The sequence below is a fragment of the Sphingobium sp. MK2 genome, from assembly GCF_040170545.1.
GTDB lineage: Bacteria > Pseudomonadota > Alphaproteobacteria > Sphingomonadales > Sphingomonadaceae > Sphingobium.
The window spans coordinates 1-18,762 of sequence record NZ_JAZDXA010000047.1; the positions used below are offsets into that span (position 1 = coordinate 1).

The 18,762-nt window shown below is 64.1% G+C and carries 20 protein-coding genes and 1 pseudogene; 7 read left to right on the top strand and 14 right to left on the bottom strand.

Translation table 11 applies throughout. From position 1 onward, the window contains the following. Positions 1–146: 146 nt before the first annotated feature. Entirely contained in the window at positions 147–1,040 is an 894-nt protein-coding gene (locus V2I08_RS17280) for a tyrosine recombinase XerC (protein WP_349636168.1), read from the top strand. Here V2I08_RS17280 and V2I08_RS17285 read toward each other — a convergent pair. The 4 genes from V2I08_RS17285 to rsmI form a co-directional block, all read right to left on the bottom strand. Then, positions 1,037–1,636, bottom strand: coding sequence for a DedA family protein (locus tag V2I08_RS17285; protein ID WP_349636169.1), 600 nt, complete (start codon positions 1,634–1,636; stop codon positions 1,037–1,039). The two genes, V2I08_RS17280 and V2I08_RS17285, sit on opposite strands and share 4 nt — an antisense overlap. A 153-nt stretch (positions 1,637–1,789) precedes the next feature. Then, positions 1,790–2,764 carry a glutathione synthase gene (gene gshB, locus V2I08_RS17290; RefSeq protein WP_349636170.1) on the bottom strand — a complete coding sequence of 325 codons (975 nt, stop codon included), beginning with the start codon at positions 2,762–2,764 and terminating at the stop codon, positions 1,790–1,792. A gap of 142 nt (positions 2,765–2,906) precedes the next feature. After that, positions 2,907–3,260 (bottom strand): YraN family protein, encoded by a 354-nt coding sequence (locus tag V2I08_RS17295; protein ID WP_313923427.1) that lies wholly within the window; start codon positions 3,258–3,260, stop codon positions 2,907–2,909. After that, positions 3,257–4,099 (bottom strand): 16S rRNA (cytidine(1402)-2'-O)-methyltransferase, encoded by an 843-nt coding sequence (gene rsmI / locus V2I08_RS17300; RefSeq protein WP_349636171.1) that lies wholly within the window; start codon positions 4,097–4,099, stop codon positions 3,257–3,259. The genes V2I08_RS17295 and rsmI overlap by 4 nt, the downstream gene beginning before the upstream one ends. Before the next feature lie 11 nt (positions 4,100–4,110). Between rsmI and V2I08_RS17305 the strand changes: the two genes are divergently transcribed. Further along, a complete protein-coding gene (locus V2I08_RS17305; RefSeq protein WP_349636172.1) occupies positions 4,111–5,316 on the top strand; it encodes a penicillin-binding protein activator in 1,206 nt (401 codons plus the stop codon). 56 nt (positions 5,317–5,372) lie between these two features. Here V2I08_RS17305 and V2I08_RS17310 read toward each other — a convergent pair whose 3' ends face one another. Then, positions 5,373–6,473 carry an AI-2E family transporter gene (locus V2I08_RS17310; protein ID WP_349636173.1) on the bottom strand — a complete coding sequence of 367 codons (1,101 nt, stop codon included), beginning with the start codon at positions 6,471–6,473 and terminating at the stop codon, positions 5,373–5,375. Positions 6,474–6,602: 129 nt separating this feature from the next. On the opposite strand from V2I08_RS17310, the gene V2I08_RS17315 reads away from it, so the two are divergent. Together V2I08_RS17315 and V2I08_RS17320 are read left to right on the top strand one after the other, a co-directional pair. Continuing rightward, positions 6,603–7,403 (top strand): RNA methyltransferase, encoded by an 801-nt coding sequence (locus V2I08_RS17315; RefSeq protein ID WP_349636174.1) that lies wholly within the window; start codon positions 6,603–6,605, stop codon positions 7,401–7,403. A 163-nt stretch (positions 7,404–7,566) separates the two neighbouring features. Next, positions 7,567–8,838 (top strand): MFS transporter, encoded by a 1,272-nt coding sequence (locus V2I08_RS17320; protein ID WP_349636175.1) that lies wholly within the window; start codon positions 7,567–7,569, stop codon positions 8,836–8,838. A 98-nt stretch (positions 8,839–8,936) separates the two neighbouring features. On the opposite strand, the gene rplS is transcribed toward V2I08_RS17320, so the two are convergent. The 9 genes from rplS to ffh are packed head-to-tail and all read right to left on the bottom strand — an operon-like array spanning position 8,937 to position 15,001. Next, positions 8,937–9,305, bottom strand: a complete 369-nt coding sequence (gene rplS, locus V2I08_RS17325) for a 50S ribosomal protein L19 (RefSeq protein ID WP_037479649.1) — start codon at positions 9,303–9,305, stop codon at positions 8,937–8,939. 6 nt (positions 9,306–9,311) lie between these two features. Further along, the gene (gene trmD / locus V2I08_RS17330; protein ID WP_037479647.1) at positions 9,312–10,049 is read right to left on the bottom strand and encodes a tRNA (guanosine(37)-N1)-methyltransferase TrmD; all 738 of its coding nucleotides are present in this window, start codon (positions 10,047–10,049) and stop codon (positions 9,312–9,314) included. Continuing rightward, positions 10,046–10,318 (bottom strand): hypothetical protein, encoded by a 273-nt coding sequence (locus tag V2I08_RS17335; RefSeq protein WP_349636176.1) that lies wholly within the window; start codon positions 10,316–10,318, stop codon positions 10,046–10,048. The genes trmD and V2I08_RS17335 overlap by 4 nt, the downstream gene beginning before the upstream one ends. Positions 10,319–10,364: 46 nt before the next feature. Next, positions 10,365–11,861: a serine hydrolase domain-containing protein gene (locus V2I08_RS17340; protein ID WP_349636177.1), complete on the bottom strand. Its 1,497-nt coding sequence runs from the start codon at positions 11,859–11,861 to the stop codon at positions 10,365–10,367. Further along, a complete protein-coding gene (locus V2I08_RS17345; RefSeq protein WP_349636178.1) occupies positions 11,858–12,253 on the bottom strand; it encodes a type II toxin-antitoxin system VapC family toxin in 396 nt (131 codons plus the stop codon). Before V2I08_RS17345 ends, V2I08_RS17340 begins: the two co-directional genes overlap by 4 nt. Beyond that, complete coding sequence (locus V2I08_RS17350) at positions 12,250–12,516, bottom strand: AbrB family transcriptional regulator (protein WP_349636183.1); 267 nt, start codon at positions 12,514–12,516, stop codon at positions 12,250–12,252. The genes V2I08_RS17345 and V2I08_RS17350 overlap by 4 nt, the downstream gene beginning before the upstream one ends. A gap of 33 nt (positions 12,517–12,549) precedes the next feature. Further along, positions 12,550–13,044: a ribosome maturation factor RimM gene (rimM, locus tag V2I08_RS17355; RefSeq protein ID WP_349636179.1), complete on the bottom strand. Its 495-nt coding sequence runs from the start codon at positions 13,042–13,044 to the stop codon at positions 12,550–12,552. Positions 13,045–13,049: 5 nt separating this feature from the next. Next, positions 13,050–13,499: a 30S ribosomal protein S16 gene (gene rpsP, locus V2I08_RS17360; protein WP_349636180.1), complete on the bottom strand. Its 450-nt coding sequence runs from the start codon at positions 13,497–13,499 to the stop codon at positions 13,050–13,052. A gap of 41 nt (positions 13,500–13,540) precedes the next feature. After that, positions 13,541–15,001, bottom strand: a complete 1,461-nt coding sequence (gene ffh, locus V2I08_RS17365; protein WP_349636181.1) for a signal recognition particle protein — start codon at positions 14,999–15,001, stop codon at positions 13,541–13,543. Between the two features lie 843 nt (positions 15,002–15,844). On the opposite strand from ffh, the gene V2I08_RS17370 reads away from it, so the two are divergent. The 3 genes and pseudogenes from V2I08_RS17370 to V2I08_RS17380 form a co-directional block, all read left to right on the top strand. Beyond that, positions 15,845–16,546: a hypothetical protein gene (locus V2I08_RS17370; protein ID WP_310225893.1), complete on the top strand. Its 702-nt coding sequence runs from the start codon at positions 15,845–15,847 to the stop codon at positions 16,544–16,546. Positions 16,547–16,763: 217 nt separating this feature from the next. Continuing rightward, positions 16,764–18,171, top strand: a pseudogene (locus V2I08_RS17375) (amino acid permease). A gap of 1 nt (position 18,172) precedes the next feature. Then, positions 18,173–18,762, top strand: a 590-nt coding sequence (locus tag V2I08_RS17380) for an energy transducer TonB (RefSeq protein ID WP_349636182.1), incomplete at its 3' end; no start/stop codon positions are given.

Genomic DNA, 18,762 nt, shown 5'->3' on the forward strand with positions numbered 1-18,762 from the left:
TGGAGGGGTGTCACCCTATCGAGAGCGTGACACCCCTCCGTCTGGCCTACGGCCAGCCACCTCCCCTTCCAGGGGAGGATTTAGTAGCGTGCCGAATGCCGATCCCGCATTTCCCATTTCCCCTAACCTGCCCTATCCTCCCGCCCATGCCCTCCCCCGATCTCATAGACCGCTGGCGTCATCATCTTGCGCTCGACCGCCGCCGGTCGATCCATACGGTACGCGCCTATGTCGCGACGGCCGAGCGGCTGATCGCCTTTCTGGAGGGCCATCATGGCGCGGCGGTAACCGCTGCCAGCCTCGCGCGGATCGACCAGGCGGACCTGCGCGCCTTTCTGACGGTGCGGCGGATGGACGGGATCGGCAATCTGTCGGCGGCGCGCGAACTGTCCGCGGTGCGGGGCTTCCTGCGTTTTACCGGCGGCGAGGACGCCCGCGTGCCTTTGCTCAAGGGGCCACGCGCCAAGCGCGGCCTGCCCCGCCCCATCTCGCCCGACGAAGCCGTCGCGCTGGCGCAGGACATCGCCGAAACCGCCCGCCTGCCGTGGATCGGCGCGCGCGACTGGGCGGTGCTGCTGCTGCTCTATGGCGCGGGCCTGCGCATCGGCGAGGCGATGGGGTTGACCGGCGCGGCACTGCCGCTCGCCGATACGCTGCGCGTCACCGGCAAGCGCAACAAGACCCGGCAAGTCCCGCTCCTGCCGCAGGTGCGCCAGGCGATCGAGGCCTATATCGACCAATGCCCCTTCCCCATGACCCGCGAGGAGGCGCTGTTCCGAGGCGCGCGCGGCGGTCCGCTGTCGCCCGCGCTGATCCGCCGCGCCGTGCAGGGCGCGCGCGGTCGGCTGGGCCTGTCGGACCGCACCACGCCCCATGCGCTACGCCACAGTTTCGCGACCCATTTGCTGGGTCGCGGCGCGGATCTGCGCAGCCTTCAGGAATTGCTCGGCCATGCCAGCCTGTCATCGACCCAGGTTTATACTCAGGTCGATGCAGCGCATCTGATGGACGTCTATCGCAACGCCCACCCGCGCGCCTAACCTTTGGGCCGCCAGGTCGCCAGTCGCCACAGATAGATGACCACCGCCCCGACGACGCAGATGGTCGCTGCCGGGCCGATATATTTATCGATCTCGCTGAAATTCTTGCCCAATATGAAACCGGCATAGGCCAGGATGATGTTCCAGATCAGCGCGCCGCCGGCGGTCCAGGCCAGAAATTTGATATGCCCCATGCGGAACAGCCCGGCGGGCAGCGACACCATGGTCCGCAGCGCGGGCATGAAGCGAAAGACGAAGACGACAATCTGGCCATATTTGCCGAACAGGCGGTCCAGCGCCTCGACATCGCGCCACTCCAGCGTCGCCCAGCGGCCATAACGATCAACCAGCGGCTTCAACCGGGCAAAGCCCAGCACATGGCCGATCATATACCAGAAATAATTGCCGACCGTGGTGCCCAGCGTGCCCGCCACCAGCAACCAGCCCATGTCCATCCGCCCCTGGCCGACACGGATGCCGCCAATGCCCATGATGAGTTCAGAGGGAATCGGCGGAAAGACATTTTCCAGCACCATCAGCAGAAAAATACCCCAATAGCCGCCTGCATCAATCAGGCGCAGCACCCAGTCAGTCATGGAATGCGCCGCCCGGACAGCCGATGATACTCTTCATCCGTTCACCCTGAGCGAAGTCGAAGGGGCCGACCGACCGCAGGGAGGTCACTTCGCTTCGCTCAGCAGTGGGCTTCGACACGCTCAGCCCGAACGGTAAGAGGTTGGAGGAAATCCTCAAATCGCCGCCCGCGCTGCGAGTCGGGCGTCGATCGCGTCCCAGATCAGCCCGCCGGTGTCGGTCCCGTCGAACGCTTCGATCGACACGATGCCGGTCGGCGAGGTCACGTTGATCTCGGTCAGCCATTCGCCGCCGATCACGTCGATGCCCACGAACAGCAGGCCGCGCCGCTTGAGTTCCGGTCCCATCGCCGCGCAGATTTCGCGCTCCTTGTCGGTCAGCACTGTCTTGGCCGCCGAGCCGCCGACCGCCAGGTTGGAGCGGATTTCGCCTGCGCCGGGAATACGGTTGACCGCGCCAGCGACTTCGCCGTCGACCAGCACGATGCGCTTGTCGCCCTCCGCGACGCCGGGAATGAAGGCCTGAACCATGAAAGGCTCGACCCATGAGGCGTTGAAGAGTTCCACCAGCGAGGAGAGGTTGGCACCATTTTTGCCGACATGAAACACCGCCACGCCGCCATTGCCATAGAGCGGCTTGACCACGATCTCGCCATGTTCGGCCAGGAAGGATCGCACTTCGGCGAGGTCGCGGGTGATCATCGTCGGCGGCATGAAGCGCGCATAATCCAGCACGAACAATTTTTCCGGCGCATTGCGGACGCTGGCAGGGTCGTTGACCACCAGCGTCTCATCCTGCACCCGCTCCAGCAAATGGGTGGCGGTGATGTAGGACAGGTCGAACGGCGGGTCTTGCCGCATCAGCACGACATCGACATCGCGGCCTAGGTCGATCATCTCTTCCGGTCCATAGGCGAAATGATCGCCATCCACCTTCTGCACATGCACCGGCCGCGCCTTGGCCAGCACCCGGCCCTCGCGGAACGTCAGGTCATGGGCGAGATAATGATAGAGCCGATGCCCCCGCGCCTGCCCCGCCAGCATGATGTGGAAAGTCGAATCGCCTGCGATCTTGATGCCCTCCATCGGGTCCATCTGCACCGCGACGGTCAGGGGGTTGAGCTGCGTCATTGGGGTCATCCTCATATAATGACTCGTCATGCTGAACTTGTTTCAGCATCCATTCGTCCTACCGCCGCGTATATCCGCAGCCGCAGAGCCAATGGACCCTGAAACAAGTTCAGGGTGACGAAGGGGTGTATGGAAGGACAAATCACCCCCCATGCCAGACATTCGCCAGATGGCGTGGCGCGCGGCCTGGCGCAAGGAGGATGACGTCGATTCGCATATCGTCCCCCGCTTTGCCGAGGTCATGCCACAATATTTCCGCCGCAGCCGCGACCCGGCGCAACCGCCGTTCGTCGATCGCCAGGTCCAGTTCCGCCGCCGTGGCGCGCGCCTTGACCTCGACAAAGGCCAGCATCGTGCCCTTGCGCGCGACCAGATCGACCTCGCCTGCCGCCGTCCGCATCCGCCGCCCGACGATCTGCCAGCCTTTGAGCCGCAGCCACCAGGCCGCGATCCGCTCCGCCTGACGGCCACGCCGCTCGGCGCTTTCGCGCTTCACTCCTTCAATTCCGTCGCCCGGTCATAGAGCGTGCGCCGGTCCAGCCCCAGTTTCTTGGCAACTTCGCCCGCCGCCTTCGACACGGACAGACGGGTCAGCGCCTCGCGCAGCGCCGCGTCGGCATCTTCGGCGGTGGCGGGCGGCGCTTCGCCCGGCGGGCCGACCGTCACCACGATCTCGCCCTTCGGCGGCGCATCGGCATAGCGGGCGGACAATTCGCTCAGCGTCCCGCACGCCGTTTCCTCGAACGTCTTGCTGATCTCCCGGCTGACCGCCGCCTCCCGGTCGCCCAGATGCGCCGCCATCGCCGACAGGCTTTCCGACAGGCGCGGCCCGCTTTCGTAGAAGACCAAAGTCGCCCGCAATCCCGCCACCTCATCCAGCGCGTCGCCCCGCGCCTTGGCCTTGCTCGGCAGGAAACCCATGAACAGGAACCGATCAGTCGGCAGGCCAGACAGGGTCAGTGCCGCGATCGCTGCGCTTGGCCCCGGCAGCGTCGTGATGCTGCGCCCCGCCGCCCGCGCATCGCGCACCAGCTTGTACCCCGGATCGGAAATCAGCGGCGTGCCCGCGTCCGACAGCAAGGCGACCGATTCGCCCGCCATCCGCTCCACCAGCCGTTGGCGCACATTTTCGCCGCTATGGTCATGATAGGGCAGCATTGGCCGATCAGAACCCGCATGGCGCAGCAGCCGCGCGCTGACCCGCGTATCCTCGACCGCGACGACATCGGCCAGCCGCAACACCTCCGCTGCGCGCGGCGTGAGGTCACCAAGGTTGCCGATCGGCCCCGCGACGATATAAAGCCCAGGTTCAAGACCCGATGATTGAGTTTCCATAAGGACGCCAGATGACAGAGACGGATGCCTCCCGGCAAGCGGACTTGTTCGCTTCCCTCAAACGCGGCGCACGGCTGGCTTTCGCCGCGAGCGCCCTGATGCTCGCCGCCTGTCAGTCGATCGTGCCCAAGGGACCGGCCCCGACGACGCCCACCGGCCCGGCGCAGCCGTCCGGCCCGACCGTGACCGAAGGCCTGCCGACCGACACGCTGCGCCATCGCGTCGCGCTGCTGGTGCCGATGAGCGGCACCAATGCGGGCGTCGGCCAGTCTATCGCCAACGCCACCACGCTGGCGCTGATGGATACCAAGACCGACAAGGTCCGCATCACCACCTATGATACCGCGCTCGGCGCAGCAGCGGCGGTCAACAAGGCGCTGGCCGATGGCAACCGCCTGATCCTTGGCCCCTTGCTGGCCGATGACGCGCGCGTGATCGGGCCGATCGCGGCGCGCGCCAATGTGCCGGTGATCAGTTTCTCCAACGACAGCGGCGTTGCGGGCAGCGGCGTCTATATCATGGGCTACAACCCCAATCAGTCGATCGAGCGCGTCGTCGGCTTCGCCCGGCAAAAGGGGCTGAGCCAGTTCGGCGCGCTCGTGCCCCGTGGCACCTATGGCGAGCGGGCGGGCAATGCCCTGCTGCGCGCGGTCGAACAGGCAGGCGGCACAGTCGTATCGATGCAGACCTTCGACCGCAGCCCCGCGTCGATGACGGCGGCGGTCAAGAAATTGCAGGCTTCCTCCAGCTATGACGCGCTGCTGATCGCCGACAGCGGCCGCGTCGCGCTGCAGATCGCGCCAATCGTGCGCAAGAATGGCGGCGCGACCGCACGGCTGCTCGGCACCGAATTGTGGAATACCGAAGGCACGCTGTCGGCCAGCCCGGTGCTGCGCGGCGCCTGGTTCGCCAGTGTTTCGGACAGCCTCTATCGCCAGCTCGCCACCAAATATCGCGCTCGCTACGGCAGCGCGCCCTTCCGCCTGTCCTCGCTTGGCTATGACGCCGTGCTGCTGACGGTGCGGATCGCGCAGGACTGGAAGCCGGGCAGCAATTTCCCCACGGCGCGCCTGCGCGACGCAGGCGGCTTTTCCGGCATCGACGGCGCTTTCCGCTTCTCGCGATCGGGCGTTGCCGAACGCGCGCTGGAAGTGACCGAGATCGGCGCGGGCAACCTGACCGTCGTCGCCCCCGCGCCCCGCAGCTTCGGGGACTGAGGCGAAGCGCGCGCCACCCGGCCCGCCGTCTGGCAGGCCGGGTGGCGCTCAATGTCTCAGCCCTCGGCCACGCCAGCGGCCAGCCGCATGCGGGTAAAAATATTCCAGGTGGCAATGAACAGCGCCGCGATCACCGGGCCGATGACGATGCCGTTAAAACCAAACAGTTCGATCCCGCCCAGCGTCGTGATCAGCACCACATAATCGGGAATGCGCGTGTCGCGGCCGACCAGGATCGGGCGGAGCACATTGTCGACCATACCGATGATCAGCACGCCGCACGCCACCAGCACGATCGCCTTCCAGATTGCGCCGCTTGCGAACAGAAAGATGGCGACCGGCACCCACACGATCGCCGTGCCGACGGCAGGCAACAGCGAAAAGGCTCCCATCAGCACGGCCCAGAGCAATGCGCCCTCTATCCCTAGCGCCCAGAAGACGATGCCGCCGATCAGCCCCTGGACGATGGCGACAACGATGCTGCCCTTGATCGTCGCGCGGATGACGATGACGAATTGCTGGATCAGCGCCTGACGCTGGCTGGCCCGCAACGGCGCGGCCACAGCGATCCGCTGCGACAGTTTTTCGCCATCGCGCAGCAGGAAGTAGGACAGATAGAGCATGACACCCAGCGCCATGAAGAAGCTGAATGCGCTCTGACCGATCTGGAAGGCCTGCGCCGCGAGCATCCGGAAACTGCTGGTAATGCCCTTGGTCAGCATCGCCTGCGCCGCGTCGAAATTACTAAGGCCGATCCGCCCCAGATAAGGCCGCGTCCATTCCGGCAGGCTCGCCATGGCCTGGGAGAACAGGCGGGCGAAGTCGATCTCCCCGGATTGGATCTTGCCATAAAAATGCGCCGCTTCCTGCAACAACGCCGCCCCCAGCACAAAGGCCGGAACGATGACGATGACGAGGATCAGGAACAGGGTGATCAGCGCAGCGGCATTTTGATGCGTGGGTATAGCCGCCAATATGTTGCGATATACCGGCGCGAACAGAATGGCGGCGATCACGCCCCACAATATCGCGGCCAGAAAGGGTTGTATCACCAGGAAAAAGGCGACCGACACCAGCAGCACGACGCCGAGGAAGAAGCCGTCCTCAATCTTGGGCGAGAAGGGTGGCGGCGGTGATTGGGGGGCGTGGGTATCCATGCCCGCTCCTTCGCAAGATTCCGCGATCAAATCCATCGCCGAACGACCATCCGCCCCTCCCCTCTGTCCTTTTGTCGTTTCCGCCGATAGAGAAGCCCTTTCCTTGGGCAATTGGGGCGTCGAGCAACCGTGGCACGCGAAATCACCGGATTTTCCAACCCGCTGGTGAAGCGTGTCCGATCCTTACGCGAAAAAAAGTTCCGCAAGGCCGAAGGCCTGTTCCTGGCCGAAGGCCTGCGCATCCTGACCGAAGCGCGCGAGGAAGGCGTATTGCCCGAAATGCTGTTCCACGCCGGGTCCACCCATCCGCTCGCCGCAGAGCTGATTGCGGCGATGGAAGCGGCGGGCGGCGACGTCATCGAAACCAGCGCGGACATCCTGTCGAAGATCAGCGGCAAGGATAATGCCCAGGCCGTGGTCGGCGTCTATCGCGACCGGCTGACGCCTTTGGCGGCGCTCGACCGCACCAAGGCCGACATCTGGATCGTCGCGCAATCGCTGCGCGACCCCGGCAACCTCGGCACCATCTTGCGCACCGGCGACGCGGTGGGGGCAGGCGGCCTCATCCTGATCGACGATTGCGTCGACCCCTTCTCGGTCGAATCGGTCCGCGCCTCGATGGGCGCGCTGTTCACCCAGTCGATCACCCAGGCGCGCTGGCCCGAATTCATGACCTGGCTGCGCGCTGGCCCCGGCGAACTGATCGGCACCAGTCTCAAGGCGACCCACGACTATCAGGAACCGCGCTACCAAAGCCCGTCCTTCCTGCTCGTCGGCAATGAAGCGCAGGGCTTGCCAGACGCCTATGAAGCAGAATGCGATTTGCTGGTGAAGATGCCGATGCTGGGCAAGGCCGACAGCCTGAACGCGGCGGTGGCAACGGCGGTGATGGCTTACGAGCTACTGAACCAGAAACGACGACGATCATAACGGCACGCAACACCAAATCCTCCCCTGGTAGGGGAGGGGGACCGGCGAAGCCGGTGGAGGGGTGTCACCCTATCAAGAGGGCGACACCCCTCCGTTTGGCCTACGGCCAGCCACCTCCCCTACCAGGGGAGGATTGTGGCAAGAATAGCAGAGGGGGCATGATATGGCGGAACTGAGCGGCGTCGGCGAAATGTGGCGGCACAAGCGGGTGCTGACGGCCAGCCTGGTCGGCACGGCGGTCGAATTTTACGACTTCTACATCTACGCCACTGCCGCCAGCCTCATCTTCCCCTCGCTCTTCTTCCCCTCCTCCTCGCCGACGGCGCAGCTCATGGCCTCCTATGGCAGCCTGGCGCTCGCCTTCTTCGCCCGCCCCCTCGGTGCGGCTGTGTTCGGCCATTATGGCGACCGCGTCGGGCGCAAGGTGACGCTGGTCACCTCGCTGATGCTGATGGGGGGCTGCACGCTCGCCATCGGCTTCCTGCCCACCCATGCGCAGATCGGCTGGTGGGCCCCGCTAATCCTGTGCATATTGCGCTTTGGCCAGGGGCTGGGCCTGGGCGGCGAATGGGGCGGCGCGGCGCTGCTGGCGGTGGAAAATGCCCCGCCCGGCTGGCGCGCGCGCTTCGGCATGTTCCCGCAACTGGGCGCGCCAGTCGGCTTCATCGCCGCCAATGGCCTGTTCCTGATCCTGGGCACGATCCTGACCGACGCGCAATTTTTCGCCTGGGGCTGGCGCCTGCCCTTCCTCGGCAGCGCGGTGCTGGTGTTCCTCGGCCTCTGGGTCCGCCTGAAACTCACGGAAACCCCCGAATTCGCTGCCGCGCAGGCCGAAGCACCGCCACCCGCCATGCCGCTCGCAACCCTGTTCAAACATCATCTGGGCGCGGCGATTGCGGGCACCTTCGCCGTCGTCGCCTGCTTCGCCATCTATTATATCGCGACCGCCTTCGCGCTCGGCTACGGCACCACCACGCTCGGCATCGACCGCAGCGATTTCCTCTCGATCCAGCTCGGCGCGATCCTGTTCATGAGCGTCAGCATCGTGATTGCAGGTTGGTGGGCGGACAAGACCAGCCCCACCCGCGTCCTCGCCTGGGGCTGTGTCGGCACGGTCTTCATGGGGCTGATCTTCGGCCCGATGATCGGCGCTGGCACGCTGCTGCCGATCTTCCTGATCCTCAGCCTCGCTTTGTTCCTGATGGGCTTCGTCTATGGGCCACTGGGGGCCTATCTCCCCGCCCTCTTTCCCATCCAGCTCCGCTACACCGGCGCGTCCTTCGCCTTTAACCTTGGCGGGATTTTGGGCGGCGCGCTCGCCCCGATCGTCGCCACCTGGCTGATCGCAGTCCAGGGCGTCGAATTTGTCGGCCTCTATATGTCGGCCGCCGCCGCGATCAGCCTGGCGGGCTTATGGTGGACCAGCCGCCGATAATCCGCCACAAAAGAAAATGGCCAAAGAAAAAGGGCGGCGCTCCCGCTGGAACGCCGCCCTTTCCTGTTTCTACGCTATCCCGTGGGACAGCCGAGGGATCAACCCTCGGTGCGCACGTCGCGACGCTCGGCGATGCGAGCGCGCTTGCCAGTGCGGCCGCGCAGATAATAGAGCTTCGCACGACGCACCACGCCACGGCGGACGACGGTGATCGAATCGATGTTGGGCGAATAGAGCGGGAACACGCGCTCCACGCCTTCGCCGAACGAAATCTTGCGCACGGTGAAGTTCGAACCCATGCCCTTGTTCGAACGCGCGATGCACACGCCTTCATAATTCTGGACGCGGCTCCGTTCGCCTTCGACGACCTTCACGCCGACGCGCAGCGTGTCGCCGGCGCGGAATTCGGGGATTTCTTTGCCGAGGGCGGCGATGTTTTCCGCCTCGATCTGCTGGAGGATGTTCATGAAACGTCAGTCCTTCAAGTCGCGTTGCGCACCAGAGGGCGACTGGACCCGAACGCCGCTGTGACGTTCCCAAAGGTCCGGCCGCCTTAGCCGTGTATCATCGACCGCCCTTTGTTTCCGCCAGGCGGCGATCTTCGCATGATCCCCCGATCGCAACACCTGCGGGATCGTGCGCCCCTCCCATTCTACTGGTCGGGTATAGTGCGGATATTCGAGCAACCCCGTTTCAAAGGACTCCTCGACTCCGCTGGAAGCCGCGCCCATTACACCGGGAAGCAGCCGGACGCAAGCATCCAGCAGCAGCAGCGCCCCCATCTCGCCGCCCGACAGGATGATGTCGCCCATGCTGACCTGCTCGATCGGCCGGGCATCGAAAATCCGCTCGTCAAACCCTTCGAACCGGCCGCACAGGATCGTCGCGCCCGGCCCCTCCGCCAATTCGCGCACCCGCGCCTGCGTGATCGGCACCCCGCGCGGCGTCATGGCAAGGACGGGCAGATCGGGCCGCCGCTCCAGCGCATGATCGACCGCTTTTGCTAATATATCCGCGCGCAGCACCATGCCCGCGCCGCCACCCGCAGGCGTATCGTCCACGGTGCGATGCTTGTCGGTCGCGAAATCGCGGATGTGGATCGGATCGCAGGCCCATTTCCCCTCGGCCAGCGCCCGCCCGGCGAGCGACACGCCGAGTGGCCCCGGAAACATCTCCGGGTAGAGCGTCAGGACTTGCGCGGTAAAGCTCATCGCCGCCGCGCCCGCATCTTGGCCGCCGACCAGCCTCCGCCCAGGCATAGCGCCCCGCACAACAGCAGCGTCAGGCCTATGGTCCGCAACAGGTCGGCAAAGGGCCGTTCAGGATGAATAAGGCCAGGCAGCAGCACCAGCAGCGGCACCGGGCAGACCAGCGCCACCGAAGCGGCAATCTTGACACCGCGCGACCAGCCAAGGCCGAACAGGCGCCAGCCAGCGGCCAGCATGGCGATCAGATAGAGGGCGGTGAATATCTGGGGCATGGTTCGCGCTTAGGCGATGCCAGCCGCAGCGTCCAGACGGCTGCTGTCAGGGTGCCCGCACCGTGAAGGACAGTAACTGTATCTGCGCATCGGGGGTCGGGGCGAGCAGGATCGTGCCCGCCACACGCCCGCGCTCGCACGTCCAGGTGAACCGCCCCGCCAGAGCGCCGGTTGCGACGATCGGCGCATCACTGGCACATGCCCCCACCTCCTGCTTCACCGCCGCGATCTTTTTGCCCCATTGCGCCGCATCATGGTCCATCAGGAAATTCATCGCCAGCCGATCGCGCGCCGCCAGCACATCACCCGCCGCATAGATGCGCCCCGCCGCCGCATAGCCATCCGCCAGCAGCGCCGACACTGGGATCGTCCGGGCTATCAACGCCCCCGCCTTGTGCAGCGCCACCGCCGCGTCCCAGGCCGGGCCGCTGCCGCCATTATAGGTGCGGTTAGTGAAGACGAAGATGCCAACGCCATAGTCCGGCATCAACATCACATGGCTGCCATAGCCCGGATAACCACCCCCATGCGCCAGCGTCAGCCCCAGGTCGCAATCCTGCGCCACCCGCATCGCAAAGCCATAGGCCGCCGCCTGTCGGCATGCCGTCGCCCCGCTCGCGCCATTGCGCTGGGCGACCCCCATGAAATTGCTCCCCTGTGCCAGCATCCGCACCGAAGCGCGCGTCACCGGCCCCGCCTCCGCATCGTCGCGAGCAGGCCAGGCCGACAGCAGGAAAGCGACCCAGCGCGCATAGTCGTTGGCGCTGGTCTGCAAGCCCCCCATCGCCCCGAACGCCCCGTCGGCCATGGTCGGCTCGACGCTCCAGCGCCCCTCTTCCCAACGATAACCGATAGCGCGCTGCTCGACCGGCCATTCGCCGACCTGATAGCCGCTCGACGTCATGCCAAGCGGGGCCAGCAGATGCCCTTCGACATAGCGGCGATAGGGCTGGCCCGACACATTGGCGATCACCCGCCCCAACAGCGCATAGCCGAAATTGCTATACTCATAGCGCGTCCCCGGCGCGGTGCTGAACGGCACGCCGGTTTGCAGCATCCGGGTGAAGTCGGCCTCCGGCAAAGGCGTCTGCCGATCCCCCCAGGGATTATCGTCCACCAGACCGGCACTGTGCGTCAAAAGGTCGCGGACGCGGATGCGCGGACTGTCCTTGGTCGGGTAGGTCCATCCCCGCATTTCCGGCACATGGGTCTCGGCCAGATCATCCAGGCCGAGCTTACCCTCTTCGCGCAATTTCAAAATCGCCAGCGCAGTGAACGCCTTGGTCATCGACGCAATGCGGAACAAGCTTTCGGGCGTGACCGGCCGCCTATGCACCAGATCCTGCACCCCCAGCCCCTTCACATGGACCAGCTTGCCGCCCGCGACGATGCCATAGACCAGCCCCGGCGCCCGACTATCCACCTGAAAATCGGCAAACAGCCGGTCGATCTCTGGAATGGCAGCGGCGATCTTCTGCGTATCGGCGGCATGAGCGACCGGAACCAGCGCGATCAAGAAGGCAGCGGCAATCGCGCGGATCATAGCGTCCAATTCTCCAGCCTCAGCCCCTGTATGTCAGCGAAATCGCGTTCATTGCGCGTGACGAGCGGCACGTCCAGCGACAGCGCCTGTGCCCCGATCAGCCGATCGAAACTCTTGCGCCGCACACCGACCTGCCGGACGACCGCGCCATAGGTCGCCGCCGCCCGGTCGTCGAAGGGCAGGACATCCAGCATCGCCAGAAAAGCATCGATCCGGCGCATGTCGCCCTTGGGATCGCTGGACGTGCGACTGCCGACCCGTAGCTCCGCCGCGGTGATGGCCGATACCGCCAAGCCGCCAAAAGCCTGACCGACCCGCTCGGCCAAGGACGCGCTCCGCCCCAACAAAAAATCGATGCAGACATTGGTGTCGAGCAGATAGCGGCTGGTCATGCGGCTTGGGGCGTGTTCGACGTCCAGTCGCGTTCGCCCTGGTCGATATCGCCGCGCCCTTCCTGCATGAAGTCGCTCGACATACTGCCATAGAGCGCCAGGAAAAGGTCGCGGGCCTGATCCTCCTTCCAGAAGGAAAAGCTGCCATCCTCATGGGGAACCAGCACGACCTCTTCGCCGTCGGACAGGCCTAAAGCCTTGGGGAGACGTAAGGCGACGGAATTGCCCGACTTGAAAATCTTGGCTCGATATTCGTCGCCCATTGCCACGCCCTCCGTATGCACGGCGCGTATATACTACTCCACAAACAGCGCGTCAATCACTGCCCGCTCCGCCTCCAGCGTCACCGCATGCATCGGCGCCATGAAACGCTTGCCGGGCTTGCCCTCGACCGACGGCCGCTGCACTTCGACAATGTCGCCCGCGCCGAAATTCTCGATCGCGATGATCTCGCCGAGCGCTTCGCCCTCGCTCGACAGGCAAGGCAGCCCGATAATGTCGGCATGATAATATTCGCCCTCAGCCAGCGGCGGCAGGGCGGATCGCGGGACGGTCAGCGCCGTGCCGCGCAGGGCTTCGGCCGCGCCGCGATCGCCGATCTCGGCAAAGCGGGCGACCGCGCCATTGGGGCCGGGGCGCACCGACTTCAACGTCAATGTGCGCCCCGCCGCATCGAAACTGCCATAGGCTTTGAGGCTTTCGGCCCCTTCGCCAAACAGCTTGAGACGGACTTCGCCCGCCACCCCATGCGCCCCGACGATCGCGGCGAGCGTGACGGGCTTGTCCATCAAGAGGATCAGCCCTCGGCCTGTTCGGTCGCGGCTTCCTCGGCGGGAGCCTCTTCAGCGGCAGGCGCTTCGGCAGGCGCCTTGGCGGCTTCTTCCGCAGCAATGCGCGCTTCTTCAGCTTCAGCCAGCTTGGTCGCACGGTCTTCGGCGCGATCCTTGGCCTTCTGACCCGGCACAGCCTTGTTCGGGTTGTTGCGGACGATCCGCTCCTTCACGCCAGCGGCGTCGAGGAAACGGGCAACGCGGTCGGTCGGCTGCGCACCAGCGGCAACCCAATGCTTCGCACGCTCGACGTCCAGAACGATGCGCTTCTCGTCGCCCTTGGGCAGGACGGGGTTGTAGCTGCCGATACGCTCGATGAACTTGCCATCACGCGGCGCGCGGCTGTCGGCCACGACGATGCGATAATAGGGGCGCTTCTTGGAACCACCGCGCGAGAGACGAATGGACGTTGCCATGGAACTTAACCTTTCTACACTAATCAAATTACGGAAATTGCTTATTTCTTCATGAAATTCTGAAAGCCCGGCGGCAGCTTGGGCATATTGCCGCCCAACCCGCTCAAGCCCGACAGATCGGGCGCACCCGCCCCATCGGGTCCGCCCAGCCCACCCATGCCGCCCCCGGTGAACATCTTGGCCAGCCCCTTGAGGCCGCCCATTTTGCGGATCTTCTTCATCGCCGTTTCCATCTCCTGATGCATTTTCAGGAGGCGGTTGACGTCCTGCACGGTCCGCCCGGCACCCTTGGCGATGCGGATCTTGCGCTTGGCGTTGATCAAGGCGGGGCGTTCCCGCTCCTTGGGCGTCATCGACCCGATCATCGCGTCGAGATGAATCAGCGTCTTGTCGTTCGCGCCGCTATTGGCCATCGCCGCCTGCGCCTTCTTGAGGCCCGGCAACATGCCCGCCAGCGCGCCAAGGCCACCCATGCGGCGCATCTGGTTAAGCTGCGCGCGCAGGTCGTTCATGTCGAACTGACCCTTGGCCATCTTCTTGGCGAGCTTGTCGGCCTCGTCCGCGTCGATGCTCTCGGCGGCCCGCTCGACCAGCGACACGACATCGCCCATGCCCAAAATGCGCTGCGCCACGCGCTGCGGATGGAAAGGCTCGATCGCGTCGAGCTTTTCGCCCGTACCCGCAAACTTGATCGGACGGCCCGTAACCGCCCGCATCGACAGCGCCGCACCACCGCGCGCATCGCCATCCATCCGGGTCAACACCACGCCGGTCAGCGGCACCTGCGCGGTAAAATTCTGCGCGACATTGACGGCATCCTGGCCGGTCAGCGAATCGACGACGAGCAGGATTTCGGCGGGGCTGCTGGCATCGGCCACCGCCTTCATCTCGTCCATCAGCGCCTGGTCGACATGCAGACGCCCGGCGGTATCGAGCATCACCACGTCGAAGCCCTGCAGCTTCGCCGCCTGCAGCGCGCGCTTGGCAATATCCACCGGCTGCTGCCCGGCGATGATCGGCAGCGTCGCCACATCGCATTGCGTGCCCAGCACGGCCAACTGCTCCTGCGCGGCCGGACGCTGCACGTCGAGCGACGCCATCAGCACCTTCTTGCGCTCACGCTCTTTCAGGCGCTTGGCGATCTTGGCGGTCGTGGTCGTCTTGCCCGACCCCTGCAGGCCGACCATCATGATGACGGCGGGCGGGGTCACGTCGATCATCAGGTCCGACGTTTCGGACCCCAGCGTTTCCGTCAGCGTGTCGGAAACGATCTTGACGACCATCTGCCCCGGCGTAACCGACCGCAGCACATCGCTGCCGACAGCCCGCTCCGTCGCCTGATCGACGAACTGGCGCACGACCGAAAGGGCAACGTCGGCTTCCAGCAGCGCGATTCGCACCTCGCGCATCGCGGCGCGGACATCGTCCTCCGTGAGCGCACCACGCCCCCGCAGTTTATCGAATACCCCACCCAGACGATCGCTCAGCGAATCGAACATCATCACCTCAATTGGACCAAAAGGCCCGGAAAACAGCAGCCACCCTGCCAAAACGACAAAATCGCCGGTGGGCGAAACCTCGCCAACCAGCGTCCATACAAAACGCCCGGTGCATCCTGTTTTCAGGATGCGCGCTCAATGGATGTGTCAGGGACCGAACGGCAAACCGCCCGATTGCTGGCGTGCGCTTAGAGGAAAGCGGCGGGAATGGCAAGCGGGCGGACGGAGCGCGCGAACAGGCTGGCAGAAGAACCGCGCCACGGTCGCCATCTCCGCCCTCAAGGGAATGACGAGATAAGCGGTTTGCGAAAACCCATCAAACACCGTCACCCCGGACTTGATCCGGGGTCCATGAGCCTCAGCCTCTCAGTGACGTCCAACCGTTGAGCCAATGGATGCCCGGTCAAGCCCGGCATGACGGCAGGGTGGTGGGAAGCGGACGGTCGGTAGCTGCACAACGCCCGCAAAAGCGCGCGCACATCCTATCCGTCATGCCAGCGCAAGCTGGCATCTCAGGCGGAGGCGCGGAACAGTCGGGCCTGGCACTCGTCGCAACGCCATCACGCCATCTCCTGAGACCCCAGCTTCCGCTGGGGTGACGGCAAGTGTGGTTCGCAAACACCCATCAAACACCGTCACCCCGGACTTGATCCGGGGTCCATGAGCCTCACCCTCGCAATGACATCCAACCGTTGAGCCAATGGATGCCGGGTCAAGCCCGGCATGACGGCAGGGGGGTGGGAAGGCGACTGACGGCTTAGCGCAGCAACAAGTCCATAAGCTGACATAGCATCCCCGTGCAGAACCTAGATTGCGGTGCAAAGCATTGTCGTTCATGTTCCATGAATGACCGGGGGTTCCACATTTCAAAATTTCCTCACGCAGACGATGGGTGAGTTTGGCACGGTCCCTAAGCGTGGGCTGATCTACGTCTCAATAGCAGGCGCGCTATCGGCTGTCACCGACCTAGTTCATTGGGGTACAGGCACTAAATTCTCTGATTTGGATTACGCCCTTCTCGGCGTCGTCATATTGGCTTGGCTCGCAGCGGCATATCTTACGACCATGACAATGGTTGAAAAGCGATCAACCGTGGTGGGCTTCGTCAAGTTTGCAGCCATTACCATTCTGACGTTCGTGCCGATATTATCTAGCTTGACTGTTCTAGTTTACACGTCTCGCTCAGGTCTGCACGACGGCTTGACCGTTTCGACCGTCATCACGTTGCTTCTTATCGGCTTGCTGTTTTTAGCGTTCCTGCCCGCTTGGCCGATAGCGCAGGCGATCGCGACACACTTCGTAAGTCCGATGCAGATCGTAAAGGCAACGAAAGGCTATCGCTGGTCACTGATATTGGTGTTCTTTGCGGCTAGTGGCGTGAACAAACTTATGCCTGATATGTCGTCCGCCACGAATGCCGGAGAAGCGATTGCTCTAGCCTTGTGTGGTGCCGTCGTGGCCGCTGCAACGCTGGTTCTGACTGCTAGTATCGCCGTCACCGCATGGAAGTTTGCGGTGCGACGGGACGCCACCCTTGACCGATGGTGAGCGTCGTCTGAGAGCTTCACAGCACGCGGTAAACGTCCACCATTGCTCCCCATCACACATCGCTGTCCTACCGGCACCTGAGCCGCTATGCTCCCAACCGCGCCCCTCACGCCCCACGCCCGACTTTCCGATAAAATCAAGGCCGCGTAATTTTATGTCGAAATCTGCGGGAAATGTGCGAAGCTAAGGGCGACAGCATAAGGGGAGCCTGAGACGCATGAGTTGGACACGCCGCAAGTCGATCGAAGCGATGACGCCGACGGGGGACCAGCATCGCCTGGCCCGCACCCTGTCCTGGCCGCATCTGCTGGCGCTGGGCGTCGGCGCGATCGTCGGCACCGGCATCCTGACCCTGATCGGCGTCGGCGCGGACCGGGCCTGCCGTCCTCCTCTCCTTCGCCATAGCGGGTGCGATCTGCGCCTGCGCCGCGCTTGCCTATGCCGAACTCTCGACCATGATGCCCGCTGCGGGCAGCGCCTATAGCTACTCCTATGTGGCGCTCGGCGAAGGCATTGCCTGGATCGTCGGCTGGAGCCTCATCCTCGAATATAGCCTTGTCGTCTCGACCGTGGCGGTCGGCTGGTCGGGCTATGCTGCGCCGCTGCTGACCGGGATCGGCTTTCCCGAAGGACTGACCCAGGGGCCGGAGCTGGGCGGCCTCGTCAACCTGCCCGCCATCTTCATCATCGCCGTGGTCGCGGGCCTGCTGATGCTCGGCACGCATGAAAGCGCGCGCCTCAACAGCATCCTCGTCCTCATCAAGATCGCGACCTTGAGCCTGTTCGTCTGGGTCGCCCTGCCCGCGTTCGATGCGCAGAATCTTGAGCCCTTCATGCCCTTCGGCTTCGCCAAGGCGATGGGACCGGACGGGGTCGAGCGCGGGGTGATGGCGGCCGCCGCAATCATCTTCTTCGCCTTCTACGGCTTCGACGCCATTTCCACGGCAGCAGAGGAAGCCAAGAACCCGGACCGCGACCTCGCCATCGGCATCGTCGGCTCGCTGATCGTCTGCACCTTGATCTATGTCCTGGTCGCGGCCGCCGCGATCGGCGCGATGCCCTTCACCCGCTTTGCCGACAGCCCCGAACCGCTCGCGCTGATCCTGCGCGAAATGGGGCGCGGAGAGGTAGCGCGGATCGTCGCCATCGCCGCCGTCATCGCCCTGCCGACCGTGCTGCTCGGCTTCCTCTACGGCCAGAGCCGCATCTTCCTGGTCATGGCCCGCGATGGGTTCCTGCCGCAAAGCCTCGCCAAAATCTCCAGGCGCGGCACCCCTGTGCGCATCACCATCGTGACGGCGGTGCTGGTCGCCATCATCGCGGGCCTGCTCCCCATCGACAAGATCGCCACCCTCGCCAACGCAGGCACCCTGATCGCCTTCACCGCCGTCGGCGCCTGCCTCCTCGTCCTGCGCCGCCGCAGCCCCGACCTCCGCCGCCCCTTCCGCACGCCCGCCGCCTGGTTCGTAGGGTTAGGCGCAATCGCAGGTTGCGCCTATCTGTTCATCAGCCTGCCGACGGACACGATCTTGGCGTGCTTCGGGTGGAATGCGCTGGGGCTGGTCGTGTATTTTCTGTACGGGCAGAAACGGGCTTCGAGCCATCTAAACCCTAACGGAGAGTAAGATGTTTGCTCTAGTCGTAGCGCTTGCCAGCGCAAATCTAACTCCTGCGCAGCCTTTGAAGAAGCAGGGCTGGCTCGGTGCCGTTGAATACCCCGCAGAAGCGAAGCGTCATCACAAAGAGGGGGTCGTCTTTTTTGATCTGATCATTGCGCCTGATGGACGCCCGATCGACTGCAAAATCAAACTATCTAGCGGATCTTCGATACTTGACGATCAAACATGCTCAAACGCCTTAAAGAGCGCCAAATTGAAACCAGCCTTAGATGAAACGGGCACACCTATTCACGCTGTCCAAAATGGTCTGCTGGTGTGGTCGCTTGGTTCAAAATTTCTGATAACCCGACCTCCTGACATTGCGGTCAATGTCACCCGCCTACCTGATAACAAGAAAGAGCTTTTGGTCACAGTTCACGCGCGAACGGATACTGTTGGTCAAGTAGTGGCTTGTGATCATGATGAAACCGATAGAATGAGCATATTGGCTTGTGAACAAGTCACCTCAGCTTTTCGTTCGCTAGCCCGTGTTGACAAAAGGGGTTCCCAACGGGCTGGAGTTCTGATTCAAGGCTGCTCTTTAAGGAGCAGTCATGG

Coding starts and splice junctions, on each gene's coding strand:
- V2I08_RS17280 (WP_349636168.1), top strand. CDS start 147: ATGCCCTCCCCCGATCTCATAGACCGCTGGCGTCATCATCTTGCGCTC.
- V2I08_RS17285 (WP_349636169.1), bottom strand. CDS start 1,636: ATGACTGACTGGGTGCTGCGCCTGATTGATGCAGGCGGCTATTGGGGT.
- gshB (WP_349636170.1), bottom strand. CDS start 2,764: ATGACGCAGCTCAACCCCCTGACCGTCGCGGTGCAGATGGACCCGATG.
- rsmI (WP_349636171.1), bottom strand. CDS start 4,099: ATGGAAACTCAATCATCGGGTCTTGAACCTGGGCTTTATATCGTCGCG.
- V2I08_RS17305 (WP_349636172.1), top strand. CDS start 4,111: ATGACAGAGACGGATGCCTCCCGGCAAGCGGACTTGTTCGCTTCCCTC.
- V2I08_RS17310 (WP_349636173.1), bottom strand. CDS start 6,473: ATGGATACCCACGCCCCCCAATCACCGCCGCCACCCTTCTCGCCCAAG.
- V2I08_RS17320 (WP_349636175.1), top strand. CDS start 7,567: ATGGCGGAACTGAGCGGCGTCGGCGAAATGTGGCGGCACAAGCGGGTG.
- rplS (WP_037479649.1), bottom strand. CDS start 9,305: ATGAACATCCTCCAGCAGATCGAGGCGGAAAACATCGCCGCCCTCGGC.
- trmD (WP_037479647.1), bottom strand. CDS start 10,049: ATGAGCTTTACCGCGCAAGTCCTGACGCTCTACCCGGAGATGTTTCCG.
- V2I08_RS17335 (WP_349636176.1), bottom strand. CDS start 10,318: ATGCCCCAGATATTCACCGCCCTCTATCTGATCGCCATGCTGGCCGCT.
- V2I08_RS17340 (WP_349636177.1), bottom strand. CDS start 11,861: ATGATCCGCGCGATTGCCGCTGCCTTCTTGATCGCGCTGGTTCCGGTC.
- V2I08_RS17345 (WP_349636178.1), bottom strand. CDS start 12,253: ATGACCAGCCGCTATCTGCTCGACACCAATGTCTGCATCGATTTTTTG.
- V2I08_RS17350 (WP_349636183.1), bottom strand. CDS start 12,516: ATGGGCGACGAATATCGAGCCAAGATTTTCAAGTCGGGCAATTCCGTC.
- rpsP (WP_349636180.1), bottom strand. CDS start 13,499: ATGGCAACGTCCATTCGTCTCTCGCGCGGTGGTTCCAAGAAGCGCCCC.
- ffh (WP_349636181.1), bottom strand. CDS start 15,001: ATGATGTTCGATTCGCTGAGCGATCGTCTGGGTGGGGTATTCGATAAA.
- V2I08_RS17370 (WP_310225893.1), top strand. CDS start 15,845: ATGACCGGGGGTTCCACATTTCAAAATTTCCTCACGCAGACGATGGGT.